The organism is Comamonas thiooxydans, assembly GCF_000964545.1.
Classification (GTDB): Bacteria; Pseudomonadota; Gammaproteobacteria; order Burkholderiales; family Burkholderiaceae_C; genus Comamonas; species Comamonas thiooxydans.
Genome location: NZ_BBVD01000001.1, coordinates 25,262 through 43,588 on the forward strand (window position 1 = coordinate 25,262; position 18,327 = coordinate 43,588).

At 62.4% G+C, this 18,327-nt stretch carries 15 protein-coding genes and 1 pseudogene; 3 read left to right on the forward strand and 13 right to left on the reverse strand.

From position 1 onward, the window contains the following. The first annotated feature begins 158 nt into the window (after positions 1 to 158). Entirely contained in the window at positions 159 to 980 is an 822-nt protein-coding gene (gene ppsR, locus Cth01_RS00110; RefSeq protein ID WP_003057637.1) for a posphoenolpyruvate synthetase regulatory kinase/phosphorylase PpsR, read from the forward strand. Between the two features lie 148 nt (positions 981 to 1,128). Here the strand turns inward: ppsR and Cth01_RS00115 are convergent, their stop codons facing one another. Beyond that, on the reverse strand, positions 1,129 to 2,058 hold the full coding sequence (locus tag Cth01_RS00115) for a LysR family transcriptional regulator (RefSeq protein ID WP_034360015.1): 930 nt from the start codon (positions 2,056 to 2,058) through the stop codon (positions 1,129 to 1,131). Positions 2,059 to 2,247: 189 nt separating this feature from the next. Here Cth01_RS00115 and Cth01_RS00120 point away from each other — a divergent pair, with 189 nt between their 5' ends. After that, complete coding sequence (locus tag Cth01_RS00120; RefSeq protein WP_045838275.1) at positions 2,248 to 2,520, forward strand: DUF2798 domain-containing protein; 273 nt, start codon at positions 2,248 to 2,250, stop codon at positions 2,518 to 2,520. A gap of 78 nt (positions 2,521 to 2,598) precedes the next feature. Here the strand turns inward: Cth01_RS00120 and Cth01_RS00125 are convergent, their stop codons facing one another. From Cth01_RS00125 to ahpC, 8 genes are all read right to left on the reverse strand, one after another. Then, on the reverse strand, positions 2,599 to 3,423 hold the full coding sequence (locus Cth01_RS00125) for a heme ABC transporter ATP-binding protein (RefSeq protein WP_045838276.1): 825 nt from the start codon (positions 3,421 to 3,423) through the stop codon (positions 2,599 to 2,601). After that, positions 3,420 to 4,529 (reverse strand): FecCD family ABC transporter permease, encoded by a 1,110-nt coding sequence (locus tag Cth01_RS00130; protein WP_174446997.1) that lies wholly within the window; start codon positions 4,527 to 4,529, stop codon positions 3,420 to 3,422. The genes Cth01_RS00125 and Cth01_RS00130 overlap by 4 nt, the downstream gene beginning before the upstream one ends. Before the next feature lie 14 nt (positions 4,530 to 4,543). Next, complete coding sequence (locus tag Cth01_RS00135) at positions 4,544 to 5,434, reverse strand: heme/hemin ABC transporter substrate-binding protein (protein ID WP_034360009.1); 891 nt, start codon at positions 5,432 to 5,434, stop codon at positions 4,544 to 4,546. Further along, a complete protein-coding gene (locus Cth01_RS00140; protein WP_045838278.1) occupies positions 5,431 to 6,543 on the reverse strand; it encodes a hemin-degrading factor in 1,113 nt (370 codons plus the stop codon). Before Cth01_RS00140 ends, Cth01_RS00135 begins: the two co-directional genes overlap by 4 nt. Beyond that, complete coding sequence (locus Cth01_RS00145; RefSeq protein WP_045838279.1) at positions 6,540 to 6,929, reverse strand: hypothetical protein; 390 nt, start codon at positions 6,927 to 6,929, stop codon at positions 6,540 to 6,542. The genes Cth01_RS00140 and Cth01_RS00145 overlap by 4 nt, the downstream gene beginning before the upstream one ends. A gap of 70 nt (positions 6,930 to 6,999) precedes the next feature. Beyond that, the gene (locus Cth01_RS00150; protein WP_045838280.1) at positions 7,000 to 9,264 is read right to left on the reverse strand and encodes a TonB-dependent hemoglobin/transferrin/lactoferrin family receptor; all 2,265 of its coding nucleotides are present in this window, start codon (positions 9,262 to 9,264) and stop codon (positions 7,000 to 7,002) included. Positions 9,265 to 9,651: 387 nt separating this feature from the next. Further along, a complete protein-coding gene (ahpF, locus tag Cth01_RS00155; RefSeq protein WP_045838281.1) occupies positions 9,652 to 11,208 on the reverse strand; it encodes an alkyl hydroperoxide reductase subunit F in 1,557 nt (518 codons plus the stop codon). Between the two features lie 175 nt (positions 11,209 to 11,383). Beyond that, complete coding sequence (gene ahpC, locus Cth01_RS00160; protein WP_003057651.1) at positions 11,384 to 11,959, reverse strand: alkyl hydroperoxide reductase subunit C; 576 nt, start codon at positions 11,957 to 11,959, stop codon at positions 11,384 to 11,386. A gap of 392 nt (positions 11,960 to 12,351) precedes the next feature. On the opposite strand from ahpC, the gene bfr reads away from it, so the two are divergent. Then, positions 12,352 to 12,828, forward strand: a complete 477-nt coding sequence (gene bfr / locus Cth01_RS00165; protein ID WP_003057652.1) for a bacterioferritin — start codon at positions 12,352 to 12,354, stop codon at positions 12,826 to 12,828. Positions 12,829 to 12,893: 65 nt separating this feature from the next. On the opposite strand, the gene Cth01_RS00170 is transcribed toward bfr, so the two are convergent. From Cth01_RS00170 to Cth01_RS00185, 4 genes and pseudogenes are all read right to left on the reverse strand, one after another. Next, positions 12,894 to 13,850 carry an alpha-E domain-containing protein gene (locus Cth01_RS00170; protein ID WP_003057653.1) on the reverse strand — a complete coding sequence of 319 codons (957 nt, stop codon included), beginning with the start codon at positions 13,848 to 13,850 and terminating at the stop codon, positions 12,894 to 12,896. A 71-nt stretch (positions 13,851 to 13,921) separates the two neighbouring features. After that, positions 13,922 to 13,990: pseudogene (locus tag Cth01_RS24540) on the reverse strand (alpha-E domain-containing protein); the annotation flags it as partial. 139 nt (positions 13,991 to 14,129) lie between these two features. After that, positions 14,130 to 15,590, reverse strand: coding sequence for a circularly permuted type 2 ATP-grasp protein (locus Cth01_RS00180; RefSeq protein ID WP_045838282.1), 1,461 nt, complete (start codon positions 15,588 to 15,590; stop codon positions 14,130 to 14,132). 160 nt (positions 15,591 to 15,750) lie between these two features. Further along, on the reverse strand, positions 15,751 to 18,240 hold the full coding sequence (locus Cth01_RS00185) for a DNA internalization-related competence protein ComEC/Rec2 (RefSeq protein ID WP_045838283.1): 2,490 nt from the start codon (positions 18,238 to 18,240) through the stop codon (positions 15,751 to 15,753). Positions 18,241 to 18,327 lie beyond the last annotated feature (87 nt).

The following is an 18,327-nucleotide window of genomic DNA, read 5'->3' on the forward strand; positions in this document are numbered from 1 at the left end:
CTGTTCTGGATGTCGACCGTCAACGAGCATGGGCTTGAATTTGGGAATAATGGGCGCCATTGTAGGCTGAGCCGGCGAGCGTCGCGTGGCTCAAACCAGATTCAGAGTCCGGGACATGGCATTGCCTGCTCAGGTCCCACCTAATCACTGCGCGCACCATGCATACCCATACGATTTTTGTCATTTCTGACGGCACAGGCATCACGGCCGAGACCTTCGGCACGGCCATCATGGCCCAGTTCGAGAGCAAGCCGAGGCTGATTCGCATCCCCTTTGTGGACTCCATGGACAAGATTCATCAGGCCGTGCGCCAGATCAACCATGTGGCCGAGGTGGAGAAGAGAAAGCCCATCATCTTCACCACCCTGGTCAATCAGGAGATGCTGGAATTCCTTGAAGCCAACTGCAAGGGCAAGCTGTTCGACATGTTCGGCACCTTTGTGCGCCCGCTGGAGGTGGAACTGGGCCAGAAGTCGCTGCACCGCGTGGGCCGCTTTGCCGACATCAGCGAGAGCAAGGAATATCTGGAGCGCATGGAGGCCATCAACTACACGCTGGCTCACGATGATGGCCAGACCCATGCCGACCTGAGCGGCGCCGACGTGATTCTGGTGGGCGTGAGCCGCTCGGGCAAGACTCCCACCAGCCTGTACCTGGCCATGCAGTTTGGCCTCAAGGTGGCCAACTACCCGCTGATTCCCGAAGACTTCGAGCGCAAGCAGTTGCCGCCCGCGCTGGAGCCCTATCGCAAAAAGCTGTTTGGCCTGACGATTCAGCCCGAGCGCCTGTCCAGCATCCGCAACGAACGCCGCCCCGACTCCAAGTACGCTAGCCTGCCCAACTGCCGCTACGAGGTGGCCGAGGCCGAGGCCATGATGCGCAGAAGCGGCATCGAGTGGCTGTCCAGCACCACCAAGTCGATCGAAGAGATTGCCACTACCATCTTGCAGGAAGTGCTGCCGCAGCATCTGGGACATTAAGCCTCCCCCTGAGCGGCTTCGCCGCTTCCCCAAGGGGACGCAGCCCTCGCTGCGAGGCGGCTCTCGGCCGCCCTTACTTAGCCCGCGCCTTTAGCCCACGCCGGCGTCAAGAACTACGGGTAATGCAGGCGCCACGCAGCGTCCTCGCTCAACGCAGGACGGGCTGCTGCGGCAGCTCCTGCAGCAGATAGTCCACCAGGGCGCGGACCTTGGCCGGCACATATTTACGGTCCTTGAAGCAGGCGAAGAAGTCCAGCGGAGCATCCTCGAACTGCAACTGGCCCTTGCGCGCCGGCTTGAGCGCCAGAGGCACCAGCCGCCCCTTGCGCATCTCCTCATGGACGATGAAGCTGCCGGCCCAGGCGATGCCGCCACCGGCAGCGGCGAACTCCACCAGGGCATCGATATCGCTGCCTATGGCCGCAATCCTCTGCTGCGGATCGGTGCGCTGGCCATCGCGCAGAAAGGGCCAGCGCATGAGCCTGCCGTCGCGCTCGCGCCGATACAGCAGACAGGCATGTTCGAGCAGATCCTGTGCCGTCTGCGGGCAGCCATGCTGTTGCAGATACTGCGGCGATGCACACAGAATGCGCGGCACCGAGGCCAGCAGCCGCACCGACATGCCGGGCTCCAGCACATCGCGGTAGCGCACGCTGATGTCCACATCCTCCTTGAGCACATCCACATGCCGGTCCGTGATCAAGAGCTCCAGCTCCAGTCGCGGATGCAGCGCGGAAAACGCCGGCAGCAGCGGCGCCAGCACATGGCGGCCGAAGGCTGCCATGCAGGCAATGCGCAAACGGCCTTGCAGCTCTCCATGAATCAGCGAGAGATCGGACTGGGCCTTTTCGAGCTCGTCGAGCACCGGAGCGACGCGCGCCAGATAGCTCTCGCCGGCCTCGGTCAAGGCCATGGACCGGGTGGTGCGGGTGATCAGGCGCGTGCCCAGCTCGCGCTCCAGCCGCGCGATGTTCTGGCTGGCAGCGGCGGGCGAAATGCCCAGTTGGCGCGCAGCCGAGGCGATGGAGCCGCCCTCCAGCGCTTTGACAAAGGTTTCTATGGCTCGCAGATTCGGCATGACTGCGAATGTATCTCCAATTGAATTCGAAAGTTCTGCTTATGAGTGCAACAAGCCCCGGACCTCTACTGCCGGCCGCTGCTGATGCTTACAGTTCAACCCTGTTTCCCATCCATGCATTCGGCCTCAAGCCTTTGACACAGCAACGCAAGTTGCCATGACGCCCAATGCATTTTCAGCATCGTTCCCATGAATTCATACTCCAGCTCCTTCTCCTCCAGACTTTCCGCACTGAAGCTGCATAGGCGTTACACGCCGTTTGTTTTCGCGTTTTTCATGGCCGGCATCATGGCGTTCCTCATGTGCTGCACCATCGTGGCGGCCAATACCGGCTTTGACAGCGGCTATGTGCGACGCGTGTTCAGCGCCTATGCGCTGGCCATGCCGGTGGCGTTCTTCTGCGTGATGATGGTGCGGCCGCTGGTGCTCAAGCTGGTTGCGCTGACCGTGCATACGCATTGACAGCCAGGTCATTAGCTATTGAATCTGAAGCATCCCGCGCATGGCTAGCTTCAGAATTCAATTCAATCTACTGAAATTTCAAGCAGACAAAGCGGTATCCGCTACAAAAATATATTGCAGCGCGCCGTCGCTGCTGCGCACCGGGTCGCACTGCATGCCCCAGACCTGGCGCACCAGCGCCGGTTGCAGCACATCCTGCACCGCACCGTGATGCACTCCGGCATCACCGCCCAGCACCAGCACATCGTCGGCATAGCGCAAGGCCAGGTTCAGGTCATGGATCACCGCCACCACGCCTGCGCCCTGCTGCCCCGCCCACTGGCGCAGCAGGCGCATGGCATGGTGCTGATGGGCCAGGTCGAGAGCGGCGGTGGGCTCGTCCAGCAGCAGCCAGCGCGCCGCGCCGTCGGCGGGCGGCTGCCAGATCTGCGCCAGTGCCCTGGCCAGGTGAGTGCGAGCCCGCTCGCCGCCCGACAGCGTGTTGATGCTGCGCTGCGCCAGATGATCGACCCCGGTCAGCGCCATGGCCTGCGCCGGAATCTGAGCCTCCCCGGCGCCGGGCTGATGACGATGCGGATAACGTCCCAGCTCCACCACCTCCTGGGCCGTGAAGTCAAAGGCCACGCTGCAATCCTGGGGCATGACGGAGCGACGCCGCGCCAGACCCTCCACCGCGTGCGCGGACAGCTCCAGCCCGTCGAGCAGAACCTGGCCCGACTGCGGCGCGCGCTCGCCCACCAGCATGGACATCAGCGTGGACTTGCCGGCGCCGTTGGGGCCGAGGATGGCGGTAAAGCGCCCGGCCTGAATCCGCACATCCACCGTCGCCAGGCGCGGCCCCTTGGCTACACCAACGCCCAGATTGCGACATTCGAGGCTGGACAGCCTGTGGTGCGCACTCATACCTTGCTCCTGAACTGGCGCAGCATGGCCAGGAAAAGCGGCACGCCGATAAACGCGGTGAGCACGCCCAGCGGCAGCTCGGCCGGCTTGACGATGGTGCGCGCCACGGCATCGGCGCTGACCACCAGCGCAGCCCCCAGCAGGGCCGACCCCGGCAGCACCACGCGATGATCGGGACCGGCAATCAGCCGCACCCAGTGCGGCGCGACCAGGCCGATGAAGCCGATGATGCCGGTGGTCGCGGTCACGGCCCCCACGGCCAGCGCAGCCACCATTACGGCGCGGCGCTTGGTTTTCTCCACGGCCACACCCAGCAGATTGGCCTGGGCTTCGCCCAGTGCAATCGCATTCAGCGGCCTGGCCAGCGCCAGCGCCGCCGCCGCGCTGACGGCAACTGCCGCCGACACCAGGGCTACCGCGCTCCAGCGCGAGGCGCCCAGGCTGCCCAGCAGCCACATTTGCAGATTGCGCAGCTGCTCGTCCGTCGATACAAAGCTCAGAAAGCCCAGTCCGGCGCCGGCCAGCGCATTGATGGCAATGCCGGCCAGCAGCATCAGGCCGATGCGGGTCGTGCCCTGGACCTGACCCAGCACATAGACCACGGCGGTCACGGCCAGACCGCCGCCAAAAGCCATGGCCACCAGGGCCCAGCTGCCCAGATGACGCGGCAGCCAGGGCAGATACAGGCCGCCCAGCACGATGGTGATGCCGGCAGCCAGGGCCGCGCCGCTGCTCACGCCGATGAGGCCGGGGTCGGCCAGCGGATTGCGAAACAGCCCCTGCATCAATGCGCCGGCCAGCCCCAGTCCTGCACCCGCAGCCACGCCCATGAGCAGGCGCGGCAGGCGGATATTGAGAAAGACCAGATGCTCGGGGCCGCTGTCCACGGCACCGCCAAAAAAACTGCGAAGCCCGTCCCAGGCAATCCCGGGCAGTTGCCCCGGTGCAATGGCATAGGCCCCGCTGGCCGCGCCCCACACCATGGCCAGCAACACCAGCGCCGCACCCAGCAGCAGGGCTGCGCTGCGGCTGAGCCGCCCAGCAGGAGTGCGCCAGCGCGATGCGACGGGCAGCTCGGCTGCTGGCTTTGATGCCACGCTCCCCATGCTTGCGCTCATGCTCAGGCCACCCACTGCAGTGCGCGCATATGCAGCGCCTGCACAGCGCTGGGCAGGCGCGGACCAAAGCCCAGCAAATGGCTGGCTTCCAGCGTCACCAGCGCCTTCTTGGCATAGGCGGGAGTCAGTGCCAGCTCGGGCCGTTTCCAGAAGGCGGCCTCGCCGCCCAGTGCTTCAATGCCCTGCGTGGTGTTGATGATGACCTCGGGCGCAGCGCTGGCCATGGCTTCGGCAGTCAGGGGCTTGTAGCCGTCGAACTGGTCGATGACATTGACACAGCCCGCGTACTGGATCAGTGCATTGGCTGCCGTGCCCTTGCCTGCCACCTGCGGACTGCCGCTGTGCGAGAGCACAAACAGCACGCGCGGCTTGCGCTGGGCCTTGGCCACCTGCGCCTGGACGCTGCTCCACTGCGCATCGAGCTGGGCCAGCAGCTTGTCGGCCTCGCTGGAACGACCTGTCTCGCGCCCCACAACCTTGACCTTTTCCTGGACCTCGGCCCAGTTGTGCCTGGCCGCAACCAGCGATACACGCACGCCAGCCTGACGGATCTGATCGAGCACCACGGGAGGCCCGGCCTCGCTGGTTGCGATCACCGCATCGGGCTTGAGCGAGAGCAGGCCTTCGGCCGAGAGCTGGCGCACATAGCCGACCTTGGCGGTTTTTTGCGCCGCTTCGGGAAACAGGCTGGTGGTGTCCGTGCCCACCAGCAGGCTCTGGGCATTGAGCAGATAGACCACCTCGGTCAGTGCGCCGCTGAGCGACACCAGTCGCTTGGCTCCGGGTGCAGCAGCTGCAGAAGCGGCCTGCACCAGCCCCGGCAGGGCCGTGCCCGCCACGGTCGCACCCAGCCACTGCAGGCCCTGGCGTCGGGAAATGCTGGCCGTGCTCATACGGCCTCCGCCACTTCAGTCTTGCGCGGCAGGCCGGCCACCAGATCGCGCCAGCCTTGCAGCTCGGGCTGGCCTGGCTTGCGCTCACCGAAGAACATGGCCATGTTGTTGCCTTCGGCATCAAAGGCCTCGACCGAGGTCACCACGCCATCGCTGGTGGGTTTCTGCACCACCCAGACATTGGCTATCAGGTCGGTGCGCAGATGGAGGTTGAAGCCCTTGTCCAGCACATTGATCCAGCGCACGCCGTCCTTGCCGTCCATGGGCTGGATATTGCTCACGGGGCCGGTGTGGATCTGGATGCAGCCGCTGCTGCCCACAAACACCATGATGGAGACACCGTCCACCGCCGCATCGCCCAGCAACTGCGCGACCGCGTCGGTGCTCAGGCGCTCGCAGTACTGAGGCACCAGACGGAAGGCCTGCTGGCGCTCGACTCCGAACCTGCGCAGCATCTCGAAGAACTCATGCGTGTCCTTCATATCGGTCCAGGCCTGAGTCAGCGCGGGCACGTCGATCTCGGCATCGGCCTTGACGGCCGGCTTGGCCGCAGGCTCGCGGAACACATAGCCTGCAGAGGGCTCGGCAAAGCGCTCCACCAGTGCATTCCAGGCTGCCATGTCCGTGGCCTCCCGCGCAAACACCTTGTGCATGGCACGGCCAGCGGCGTCATAGAACTGCAGGCTGCGCATGGCAGGACGGTTGCCGTTGGCGGACTCCTCGGTCACGGCAAAGCCGACATGCCAGTGCATGAAGAACAGGCGCAAATCGATCTCCCGGCTCAGCGCCAGACCGACCGGTCCCTGGGCCGAGAGGTTCTGGTAGATGCCGTCTTTTTCATGCACGGTGGATTCGTTGCGCGTGAGCGCCATCACGGTGCCGCAGGCTTCCAGGGCTTTAAGAATGTCCAGCCATTCGGCGCGCAGCGGCAAAGCCTTGAGCGTGCGTTCATGTTCGCCGCCATGGGCCGCGATGACCGCGCCTTCGCTCAGCTGCAGCGCCTCGGCCGCATCCTTGGCGCGCAGGCCTTGCTCGCGCTTTTGCGCGAATTGCTCACGGATCTGCACCGCAGTCATGGTCTGGATTTCAGGGGATGTGATGGCGTTCATTGCAGGGTCTCCGGGCTGTGATGCCAGTGTGGTTGTGGGTTGGAAAATTCGTCGTCAAAGCGGGGAGCCGAAGCCTGGGCTTCGGGCTCTTGTTCAGGCTGGGCCAGCACCCGGGCCACCGTGGCCCAGCGCTGCTCCAGCTTTTGCAGAAAGTGGCGCATGTCCTCAGAGCGCTCACAGCCGTCCAGGCCTTCGGCCATGCGCGCCAGTTGCGTCGAGACCCTCTGAGCCATGGGCGCGCGGTGCGCCGCACAGCAGGCCTGGCTGAAACCGGTCATCAGCGCCAGCACCGTGGCCAGCTGGGCTTCGCCCTCGGTGAGCAGATATTCCTCATCGCGACTGCCAGAAGCACTCTGGGCATTGGCGGCGTTCTCGAAAACAGACATGGCACACTCCCGCAGTTTTGAGTCAAAAAGGCCTACAGCGCTTATCAGTCAAGCGCTTTCAGCTACAAAATCAGAAGTCCTGAACCAGGGACACGCGCACATTGCGGCCCGGCTGGGTATAGGCATCGGCAATCTGCGTCGTACGGCTCAAGCCACGAACATCCGCCCAGCGCGAATACTTTTTGTCGGTCAGGTTGTAGATGCCCACATTCAGACGCGTACCCGGACGGATACGCCATTGCGCACTCAAATCCAGCACCGTCGCAGATGAGCTGAGCAAGGGGCGGCCAGTGGAAAGATCAGGCGCATCCTTGTCTTTTTTGCCTGCCCAGTGCGAGGCGCTGAGCTGCACGCCCACATTCGAGCGGTCGTAGCGCACGCCCAGCACCAGTTGCTGAGGCGAGATGGTGTCCACCGGCTTGTTGGTGCTCTTGTCCGTACCCTTGGTGTAGCCATAGGCGGCATTGGTGCGCCAGTTGCCGCCCGCAAACCGGCCCCAGTCATAGTCGGCCTTGAGCTCGAAGCCGCTGATATGCACGCGGTTCAGATTGACGGACTGGAACGTGGCCGGGTTGTTGCGATCACCGTATTCGCCCGCAACCTGCACCTGATCCTGGATGAAGTCCTTGTAGCGGCCCGTGAAGACTGCGGCATCGAGGCGCAGCGCACTCATACGGCCGCGCAGGCCCAGCTCGAAGGTATTGCTTTTTTCCGCCTTGAGATCGGGGTTGGGAATGCTCTTGTAGAACATGAACGGGTTCTCGAAGAAGGCATTGATCTGCCCTGCATTCGGCGCTCTGAAACCGGCGGCATAGTTGCCGTAGACCGACCAGGCATCGTTCATCTGGAACATGGCACCCAGCTTGGGGGAGACGGCGGAGTCCGAATTGCTGACCGCCGTGCCGCCAAAGCCCTGCTGCTTGGGCTTGATGCTGTAGTGCTCGGCCCGCAATCCGGGCGTCAGGCTGAAAGCACCATAGTGCAGCTCGGCCTGGGCAAACAGCGCGGTCGAGGTTTCCGTGGTGTCGGGGAAGCGCTTGAGCGGAAAGCTCTCGCCTGCCGGCGGCGTGATGCCGTTCTGCTCGTTGACCACCTTGCCGCGCAGATAGTCGATGCCATAGCTGAACTTGCCGCTGAGGCCATTTTCCCAGCGCAGCGTCTTGCCGGCCTGGGCATGCAGCTGCAGCGCATCCTCGTCATAAGTCACATCGCGCTCGCGATAGGCCAGCGGTGGGGTGCGGGTTTCGGTCACGAACTCGCGCGAGCTCGAGCTTTGATAGCTGGCCATCAGCTTGAGCTCGTCGGCCAGTGCCGTATCCAGCTGCTGCCACTGCCCCTGCCAGGTAGCGCGCCAGCGCTTCATGGTGGTCTCGGCACGCGAATCGGTGACGGTGGCGCTGCGAGCGCTCAACAGGTCGTAGTCGGCACGCTTGTCCACGTTTTCCAGCGTGAAGACATGTTTTTGCACGGCCGATGGCGTGTAGACCAGGCGCCCCAGCAGCGAATGGCTCTTGTCCTTTTCGGGGTTGGGCGTGGTGCGCAGGGCACCCACGGTGTTATTGCTGCCCATATTCTCCAGCGCGCTGGAGCGGCCCACACCGGCCGAAAGCAGCCAGCTCCATTCATCGCTGGCCTTGCCCGCGAGGGTTGCGCCCAGGCGCTTGCCGTTGTCCGAGCCGTCATAGCTGGCCGAGACCCGGCCGCCAATGGTCTTGCCGTCCTTGAGCAGATCGTCGGGCTGCACGGTGATGAAATTGACCAGGCCGCCCATGCCGTCCGAGCCATAGAGAGCGGGCACGGCGCCGCGCAGGATTTCCACGCGTTGCACCAGACCCAGATCCAGATAGTCGCGGCCAAAGGCATTGGCGCTGAAGGTATAGCTGCGCGGCAGGCGCACGCCATCGACCAGCATCAGTACGCGGTTACCTTCGAGGCCACGGATATTGAAGCCGCTGTTCTGGTCACGCCCAGTGGGAGAGCCGGCCAACGTGAAACGCGCAGGACTGCGCGGCACGGTCACATTGGGCAGCTTGGCTGCAAGCTCACGGATATCGCCGATCTGCTCCTCTTCCATTTGCTTGGCGTCGATGACGTCCACCGTCATGGGCAGGCTGTCGGCATCCTGCTCGTCGCGCGAGGCACTGATGACCACATCGCGCAAAACAGGAGTGTTGCGGTCGGCGCGGGCCGCTGCGACCTGGACGGACTCGGAAGACTTTTGCTGCGCCTGAACCGAGATGGTGGCGCAAGCCAGTGCGCAGGCCAGCGCCAGCGGACGGAGATTGGAGCGTGGCGCCGGCATGGCGCGGGCGTGCAAAGCGGTGGCGGAAGCCATACCAGAAACCCTCTTTATTCATAGAAATGGAAAAGAGCTGGCTTCTGATAGGTACGTCAATGGCCACAGGTCGAAACGTCAGAGGCTTCGCGGCCTGTAGCTGGCACGGCATTGGCTGGCTGAATGGAAGAAGTATATGCGAATAATTCTCAACCGCAAATAAACTCGTTACAAAACCGGGAATTGAGTCTTGCGCAAGGCTACGGCTTGCAGCGCCGCCTGTTTTCACGGGCTGCTTATGTCCTCAGCCCGCCCCGATGAACGCTGCAGCCCTGACGACCCCGGCGGCCATGCCCTCTCTTCGCGGCCGTTCAAAAGCAAAAGGACTGCCTAGGCAGTCCTTTTTTAATAGCTACCATCGCTTACCTTGCAAGCGATGCAGGCCGTTTAATTGCGGATCAGATGATCGAAGGCCGACAGTGCCGCCGTGGCACCGGCGCCGGCGGCGATCACGATCTGCTTGTAAGGCACCGTGGTGCAGTCACCGGCGGCGAACACGCCGGACAGACTGGTCTGCCCCTTGGCATCCACAATGATTTCACCGAACTTGCTCAGCTCCAGTGTGCCCTTGAGCCATTCGGTGTTCGGCACCAGGCCGATCTGCACAAACACACCTTCGAGCTCCACATGGTGCTCGGCACCGCTCGTACGGTCCTTGTAGCTCAGGCCGTTGACCTTGCCGTTGGCACCCGTGATCTCGGTGGTCTGGGCATTGGTGATGACGGTCACATTGGGCAGGCTGTGCAGCTTCTTGACCAGCACGGCATCGGCCTTGAGCTGATCGGCAAATTCCACCACCGTCACATGGGCCACCAGACCCGCCAGGTCGATCGCAGCTTCGATGCCGGAGTTGCCGCCGCCGATCACCGAGACGCGCTTGCCCTTGAACAGCGGACCGTCGCAGTGCGGGCAGTAGGCCACGCCCTTGTTCTTGTACTCGGCTTCGCCAGGCACGTTCACATTGCGCCAGCGCGCACCGGTGGACAGGATCACGGTCTTGGCCTTGAGCGAGCCGCCATTGGCCAGCTGCACTTCCACCAGACCGCCAGGGTGCGCAGCAGGAATAAGCTTCTCGGCGCGCTGCAGGTTCATGATGTCCACGTCATAGGCGCGAGTGTGAGCTTCCAATGCAGCGGCGAACTTGGGTCCGTCGGTTTCCAGCACGGAGATGTAGTTCTCGATCGCCAGCGTGTCGTTGACCTGGCCGCCAAAGCGCTCGGCCGCCACGCCGGTGCGAATGCCCTTGCGAGCCGCATACACGGCGGCTGCCGCGCCGGCAGGGCCACCGCCGATGATCAGCACGTCGAAGGCTTCCTTGGCCGACAGCTTGGCTGCGTCACGCAAGGCTGCACCGGTGTCCAGCTTGGCCACGATTTCTTCGATGGTCATGCGACCGGAGCCGAACACGCTGCCGTTCATGAACACCATGGGCACGGCCATGATTTCGCGCTCGGTCACTTCCTTCTGGAAGGCACCGCCTTCGATCACCGTGGTCTTGACCTTGGGGTTGAGAATGGCCATCAGCGACAGCGCCTGAACCACGTCGGGGCAGTTGTGGCAGCTCAGGCTCATATAGACCTCGAAGTTGAAGTCGCCGTCCAGAGCCTTGATCTGGTCGATCACATCCTGCTCCACCTTGGGAGGATGGCCGCCCGTCCACAGCAGGGCCAGCACCAGCGAGGTGAATTCATGGCCCAGGGGCAGGCCGGCAAAACGCAGCTGGGTGGCCGTGCCCTGGCGCTGCAGCGTGAACGAGGGCTTGCGGGCATCGCTGCCGTCGGTGCGCAGCGAAATCTTGTCGCTGCGCAGGGACTGGATGGTCTTCAGCAGATCGTGCATCTGTGCACTGGTCTCGCTGTCATCCAGAGAAGCCACCAGCTCAAACGGCTGCTGCACGCGTTCCAGGTAGGCGGCGAGTTGGGCTTTGAGTTGATCGTCAAGCATGGTGGATTCCTTTGAATTTAGAGTTGTTGATGCAATGCAGCAAAGTGCTTTTGAGGCCTTTGCCCGCCCATGAAAGCAAAAACTGGGCGAAAAAAAGCCGGACGGACAGGCGGCACTCGCCTGAACGTCGTCCGGCTTTCAGAGCGCATGCACGCTCAGCCGATAGGTATCAGGCTTAGATCTTGCCGACCAGATCCAGCGAAGGAGTGATCGTGCTGGCGCCTTCCTTCCACTTGGCGGGGCACACTTGGCCGGGGTTGGCGGCGGTGAACTGGGCAGCCTTGAGCTTGCGCAGGGTTTCGGACACGTCACGAGCGATTTCGTTGGAATGCACTTCCATGGTCTTGATCACGCCTTCGGGGTTGATCACGAAGGTACCCCGCAGAGCCAGGCCTTCTTCGGGGATGTGCACGCCGAAAGCGTTGGTCAGTTGGTGTGTGGGGTCGCCAACCAGGGGGAACTTGGCCTTGCCCACTGCGTCGGAAGTTTCGTGCCACACCTTGTGCGAGAAGTGGGTGTCGGTGGTCACGATGTAGACCTCGGCACCGGCCTTCTGGAACTCGGCGTAGTTGTTGGCTGCGTCTTCGATTTCGGTGGGGCAGTTGAAGGTGAAGGCGGCGGGCATGAAGATCACCACAGACCACTTGCCCTTCAGGCTCTCTTCAGTCACGGTGATGAATTCACCCTTGCCGTTGCGGTTCACATAGGCTTCGGTCTTGAAAGGTTGAACTTGAGTGTTGATCAGAGACATTTGCTGTTTCCTTGTGGTTAGTGTTTGAAGACAGGATGAAGTTTAGAGCGGCCCGCTTAATAAAACCAATCGATTGATTTCATCAAATTGATTTACAAAACCTATCAAACCAGATTCCCGGCTTCTGAAGTCAAGCCGCACCTCTGTGCAGCTCAGCTTTCTATTGTGGGCCGAAACCAGGAAGTTCAAGCCAATAGTCCTTCAATCACGCTCATAGCTTTTGTTGTCATCACTGAGTCAAACCTCGCGAGGAAGGTCCGTCCGGCAGTACGTAAGCTAAACGAGAACGCGCATCAGATGCAGCCAATTCGCGCGGGCATGGGCTTTGTTTGATTTGCCTCATAAAGCATGGACAATCGACTCGAACAACAACTGCCCGAGAAGGAGTCCTCATGAAAGGTGATGCACAAGTCATTTCCTGGCTGCAAGCCCAGCTCAAGAACGAACTGACCGCCATCAACCAGTACTTTGTGCATTACCGCATGTACAAGCACTGGGGCTTCGACAAGCTGGCCAAGAAGGAATATGAGGAATCCATCGGCGAGATGAAGCATGCCGACGCGCTGATGGACCGCATCTTCATGCTCGACGGCCTGCCCAATCTGCAGGACCTGGGCAAGCTGCAGATCGGCGAGGACGTGCCGGAAGCCCTGGCCTGCGACCTGCGCCTGGAGCAAGCGGCGCAGCAGACCATCAAGGACGGTATCGCGCACTGCGAATCCGTGCGCGACTATGTTTCGCGCGATCTGCTGCAGAAGATTCTGGACGACACCGAAGAGCACATCGATTTCCTCGAAACCCAGCTCGACCTGATCGACAAGGTCGGCACGCAGAACTATCTGCAGTCTCTGATGGGCGAGATCGAATAATTTCGGCTTCACGCTGAAAGACAAAAGCGGCCTCAGGGCCGCTTTTTGCTTTGGAGACCCCGGCCTCAGGTCGGCATCAGGAAGTCCCGGCTGATGCCGGAGCCCAGATCGTTGACGCGATCGAGAAACTGCGTCAGATAGGCGTGCAGGCCGGTGGTCAGTATCTCGTCGATGCGACCGTATTGCAGGTCGGCCAGCAGGCGTCCGGCCTTGCGCGTGGTTTCCTGCGAATGGTCGTTGGCCACGCGCTCCAGGTTCTTGACCACCTCATGCATGCTGGCCAGCAACGAGCGCGGCATGTCGGCGCGCAGCATCAGCAGCTCGGCCACGCGTTCGGGCGTGATCACATCGCGGTAGACCTTGCGGTAGACCTCGAAGGCCGAGACGCTGCGCAGCAAGGCGCTCCAGTGATAGAAGTCGAAGTTCATCAGGGCGCGACCGCGCGGCATGCCGTGGTAGTCGCGCTCTATGGAATGGAACTTCACATCCAGCAAACGTGCCGTGTTGTCGGCCCGCTCGACAAAAGTGCCCAGGCGCACAAAGTGCAGCGCCTCGTCCTTGAGCATGGTGCCCAGCGACACACCGCGCCACAGGTGTGAGCGGTATTTGACCCATTCGAAGAACTGCGCCGGATCCTTTTTCCAGGCATCCTTGCCGAAGTGGCGCTGCAGCGCCAGCCAGGTCTGATTCTGCGTTTCCCAGGACTCCGTGGTCAGCGCACCGCGCACGGCACGCGCGTTCTCGCGTGCAGCCTTCAGACAGGCAAAGATGGAGGACGGATTGGCCTCGTCCGACACCATGAACTGCAGCACCGACTCGCGATCCACCACGGGAAACTGAGCCTTGAAAGCCGGGATCAGCTCGCTGATGGAAAGCACGCTCTGCCAGCCACGGTGCGCATCATGGATGGCCTGCGGCAGCATGGCGGTTTCATAGGCCACGCTGAGCATGCGCGCGGTGTTCTCCGCCCGCTCTGTGTAGCGGGACATCCAATACAAATGATCGGCGGTACGACTCAGCATAGGCCCTCCTTGGGCAGAGAACCCCGCACGCGCTGAGCGCGCGCGCCGTATTCTGGTGAAAAAATGCTTGCAGCATTTTTTTCCGCCCGCTCGGTGTAGCGGGACATCCAATACAAATGATCGGCAGTACGGCTCAGCATAGGCCCTCCTTGGGCAGAGAACCCCGCACGCGCTGAGCGCGCGCGCCGTATTCTGGTGAAAAAATGCTTGCAGCATTTTTTCCCACCCGCTCGGTGTAGCGGGACATCCAGCACAAATGATCTGTGGTACGTGACAGCATCAGCGAGCTCCCCCTTGATCTTCCAGCACCCAGGTATCCTTGGTTCCGCCGCCCTGAGACGAATTCACCACCAGCGATCCCTGCTTGAGCGCCACACGCGTGAGTCCACCGGCCACCATATTGACCTCGGTGCCCGTGAGCACAAAGGGCCGCAGGTCGATGTGACGCGGAGCTATGCCTTTTTCCACCATGGTCGGGCAGGTTGACAGGGAGAGCGTGGGCTGCGCGATATAGCCCGATGGATTGCCGACCAGCACGCGGCGGAAGGCCTCGATCTCGGCCTTGGTCGCCGCCGGCCCGATCAGCATGCCGTAGCCGCCTGCTCCGTGCACCTCCTTGACGACCAGCTCATGCAGGTGATCGAGCACATATTTGAGGTCGTCCTCCTTGCGGCACAGCCAGGTCGGCACGTTCTGCAGGATGGGCTCCTCACCCAGATAGAAGCGGATCATCTCCGGCACATAGGGGTACACCGATTTGTCATCGGCCAGGCCCGTGCCCACGGCATTGCAGATATTGACGTTGCCTGCACGGTAGGCCCGCATCAGGCCCTTGCAGCCCAGCGTCGATGTGGGCCTGAAGACTTCGGGGTCGAGGAAATCATCGTCCACACGGCGGTAGATCACGTCCACACGCTGCAGCCCCTGGGTGGTGCGCATATAGACCACGTCTTTCTCGACCACCAGATCCTGGCCTTCGACCAGCTCCACCCCCATTTGCTGGGCCAGGAAGGCATGCTCGAAATAGGCGCTGTTGTACATGCCCGGCGTCAGCACCACCACCGTGGGCTCCAGCACGCCCGACGGTGCGCTGGCACGCAGGGTGTCGAGCAGCATGTCGGGATAGTGGGCCACGGGTGCCACGGCATGCTTGCCGAAAAGTTCGGGGAACAGGCGCATGGTCATGCGACGGTTCTCCAGCATGTAGGAAACACCCGATGGCACGCGCAGATTGTCTTCGAGCACGTAATAGACGCCGTTGCCCTGCTCATCGGGCGCGCGCACGATGTCTATGCCGGCGATATTGGCGTAGACATCGTTGGGCACCTGAATGCCCTCCATCTCGGGCCGGTACTGGCTGTTGCCGCGCACCAATTCCGTCGGAATCAGGCCGGCACGCACCATGTCCTGGCAATGGTAGGCATCGCGGATAAAGCAGTTGAGCGCCTTCACGCGCTGGGCCAGACCGGCCTGCATGCTGGCCCACTCATGGGCCGGAATGATGCGGGGGATCAAATCGAACGGAATCAGGCGTTCCGTACCTGCGCCGCTCTCGTCCTTGTCGCCATAGACGGCAAAGGTGATACCCACGCGGCGAAAAACGATTTCCGCCTCGGCACTGCGCGCTCGCAGATATTCCTGCGATTGCTTGCCCAGCCACTGCGCATAGTCCCGATAGTGGTCTCGCACCGCACCACCTTCGGCGGGCAAGCTCAGATACATCTCATCGAATGTGCGCATCTTGTCCTCTCTATTTTTGCCGCTGCTCACACAGGCAAGCCACGGATTTCAGTTTAGCGACGCCGCACCGGACAAGCTGCCAGGCAACGAGCGTGCAACCATGCATGTATGCACCCGCCCGAAGGCGGTACAGCATCAATGCAAGCCCCATGCCAGTTTCTCAGGGCTGCTCCTTGGAAACGGCATGGACATCCCAATAATGCGCCCGAATCAAGCGCTCGCATTCCAATTTTTCAGGTTGAGCAGAGTTCCAGTAGGCCGCGCCGCAGCGATCCTGAACCACCAGTTGGCTGCCCACCGCCTGATAGCGCTGCACCACAGCTGCCACCGGATGTCCAAAACGATTCCGATAACCCGCCTGCACCACCGCCCAGCGCGGCCGCAGAGTGCTGACCCAGGACTCGGTCGATGAAGTCTTGCTGCCATGGTGAGGCACCAGCAGCCAGTCCACAGGCTCGTCCAGACTGGTTTGCAACAGTTGCTGCTCCTGCGCTGCCTCGATATCTCCGGCCAACAGGGCCACGCGCCCGCTGGCCGAACGCAGGCGCAACACGCAACTGCCAAAGTTCGGCTTGGCCTTGCGACCATTGAGCCAGGCCTCTCCTGCAGGCGGGTGCAGCACTTCAAACGTCACACCATCCCATTGCCAGTGCTGCCCCTGTGTACAGCGCTGAACCGGAGCCAGGCGCGTCAGTTGCGGGGCTTGAATCACCGAGTCCGAGCCCCAGACTTTCGCGCGAGGCTGAGCCTCCTTGACGGCCAGAGCCCCGCCGGTGTGATCCTTGTCGCTGTGACTGAGCATCATGGCATCAATCTGCATGCCATTCGCGGCCATCAGCGGCAGGAGCACACGCTCGCCGGCATCGCTCTGGCGGCTGTACTGCGGCCCTGCGTCATAGAGCAGACGGTGGCTGGCTGTGCTGATGATGACGGCATTGCCCTGGCCGATATCCGCCGCCAGCAGTTCAAACTCGCCCGCACGCGGCCATGATCGAGGCCAAAACAGGGCTGGCAAAACAAATATGGCCGCCACCAGCCGCAACCTGAGTGGCAAAGGCGCAATCACCAGCAGTCCGGCGGCTATCGCCAGCACACTGGCCCACCAGGCAGGTTGCGGCAAGGCCCATACGGCCCCGGGCAGCGCAGCCAGCCACTGCAGCAGGCTCATCAAGGGCAGCATGGCGACGGCGGCAGCGCTTGCCGCCATGGGCAGCACAGCAGCCAGCAAGGCCAGCGGCGTGACCACCAATGTCACCCAGGGAATGGCCAGCAGATTGGCCAGCAAGCCCACTACGGACACTTGACCAAACAGCAGCAGACCCAGTGGTGCCAAGGCCAGGGAGATCAGCCACTGCTCGCGCCACAATTCCTTCAATCGTGCGAGAAATCGTTTTTTTGCGCTTGCAGCTTCAGCGCTAACGGCCCCTGAATTGGAAGCAAGCAATACGCCGACGGCGACAAAACTGAGCCAGAACCCAGCCTGCCACAACGCCCAGGGGTCGGCCACAACAATCACCGCCAGTGCCAGCAGCCATACACAGGCCCAGGGCCAGCGCACGCCCAGCCATTGAAGCAGCGCCACTACGGCCAGCATGCAGATCGTGCGCTGCGCAGGCAGGCCCCAACCGCTGAACAAGGCATAGGCTGCCGCCAGTAACACGCCCATGACCAGGGCCGCGCGCGGGGCAGGCATCCAACGACAAGCGCGCGCACTCAGCCTCCATACACGGCCCACGATCAAGACTGCCAGCCAGGCAAACATGGTGATATGCAGGCCCGATATGCTCATCAGATGCGCCACACCTGTCTGACGGAACAGGGTCCAGTCCTTGCGGTCAATCGCCTGCTGATCGCCCACGGCCAGCGCAGCCACCACGCCCAGAGCGGTCTGAGCATGCTCTGCACCGCCACCTGGCAACCAGCGCTGCAAGCGCAATGCCTCGCCCTGAATGCGATCGCGCAAGCCCTGTCGCCAGCGCTGCAGCGGATATTGGCTTGTCACGGCCAGCAGTTCGGGCGCTGGCTGCTTGCGCACATAGCCTGTGGCCTGCACTCCTTGCTCCCAGGCCAGCAGCTCATAGTCAAAGCCGTGCGGATTGCGCGAGCCATGCGGGCGCTTGACGCGCACCGTGAAGCGCCAACGCTGTCCGGGACTCAGCGCCACGCCTTTGGCCCAGTCAGGCACGAGAGGCTGGCTGGCATTCGGCACCTGCCCGAACGGGCCATACCAGGACAGCTCCAGCAGCCTTGGCACGCCGGCATCCGAACTATCGACCACAAAACGCCAGCGCTGGCCGTTGGCCTGGTTCTGCAGCATGGAGGCAATCCGGCCTTCCACCTGCAAGTCCACCGCCTCCAGCGCCTGTGGCAGGGTCTGCGTCAGATAAACATGTGCACGCCAACCCGTCAGCCCCGCCACACAGCAGGCAGCACCCAACAGCATCAGCCACCAGCTCTGCCAGGACCTGCCACGCCATCTGCTTGCAAACAGCAGTGTCAGCAAACCCCAAGCCAGCAAGATCTGGTAGAGCGACAGATGCCACAGCCTGGCCTGGGTCACCTGCCATGCAGCGCCCAGCACACAACCCCAGAGCGGCGCCAGCCACGACAGGCGGCGACGCTGAGAGCTTGGAGTCTGATGGAGCGGCATGCTGCCATGCTAGGAGGGAGCGACCAGGCCCAGCATTGCGACTATCCCTGCCCTGTCTCGGACATCAAAACGGCATCAAACATTTGC

Coding starts and splice junctions, on each gene's coding strand:
- Cth01_RS00125 (WP_045838276.1), bottom strand. CDS start 3,423: ATGAGTGCGCACCACAGGCTGTCCAGCCTCGAATGTCGCAATCTGGGC.
- Cth01_RS00180 (WP_045838282.1), bottom strand. CDS start 15,590: ATGCGCACATTCGATGAGATGTATCTGAGCTTGCCCGCCGAAGGTGGT.
- ahpF (WP_045838281.1), bottom strand. CDS start 11,208: ATGCTTGACGATCAACTCAAAGCCCAACTCGCCGCCTACCTGGAACGC.
- Cth01_RS00120 (WP_045838275.1), top strand. CDS start 2,248: ATGAATTCATACTCCAGCTCCTTCTCCTCCAGACTTTCCGCACTGAAG.
- ppsR (WP_003057637.1), top strand. CDS start 159: ATGCATACCCATACGATTTTTGTCATTTCTGACGGCACAGGCATCACG.
- Cth01_RS00135 (WP_034360009.1), bottom strand. CDS start 5,434: ATGAGCACGGCCAGCATTTCCCGACGCCAGGGCCTGCAGTGGCTGGGT.
- Cth01_RS00130 (WP_174446997.1), bottom strand. CDS start 4,529: ATGGGGAGCGTGGCATCAAAGCCAGCAGCCGAGCTGCCCGTCGCATCG.
- Cth01_RS00145 (WP_045838279.1), bottom strand. CDS start 6,929: ATGTCTGTTTTCGAGAACGCCGCCAATGCCCAGAGTGCTTCTGGCAGT.
- bfr (WP_003057652.1), top strand. CDS start 12,352: ATGAAAGGTGATGCACAAGTCATTTCCTGGCTGCAAGCCCAGCTCAAG.
- Cth01_RS00115 (WP_034360015.1), bottom strand. CDS start 2,058: ATGCCGAATCTGCGAGCCATAGAAACCTTTGTCAAAGCGCTGGAGGGC.
- Cth01_RS00140 (WP_045838278.1), bottom strand. CDS start 6,543: ATGAACGCCATCACATCCCCTGAAATCCAGACCATGACTGCGGTGCAG.
- Cth01_RS00170 (WP_003057653.1), bottom strand. CDS start 13,850: ATGCTGAGTCGTACCGCCGATCATTTGTATTGGATGTCCCGCTACACA.
- Cth01_RS00150 (WP_045838280.1), bottom strand. CDS start 9,264: ATGGCTTCCGCCACCGCTTTGCACGCCCGCGCCATGCCGGCGCCACGC.
- ahpC (WP_003057651.1), bottom strand. CDS start 11,959: ATGTCTCTGATCAACACTCAAGTTCAACCTTTCAAGACCGAAGCCTAT.
- Cth01_RS00185 (WP_045838283.1), bottom strand. CDS start 18,240: ATGCCGCTCCATCAGACTCCAAGCTCTCAGCGTCGCCGCCTGTCGTGG.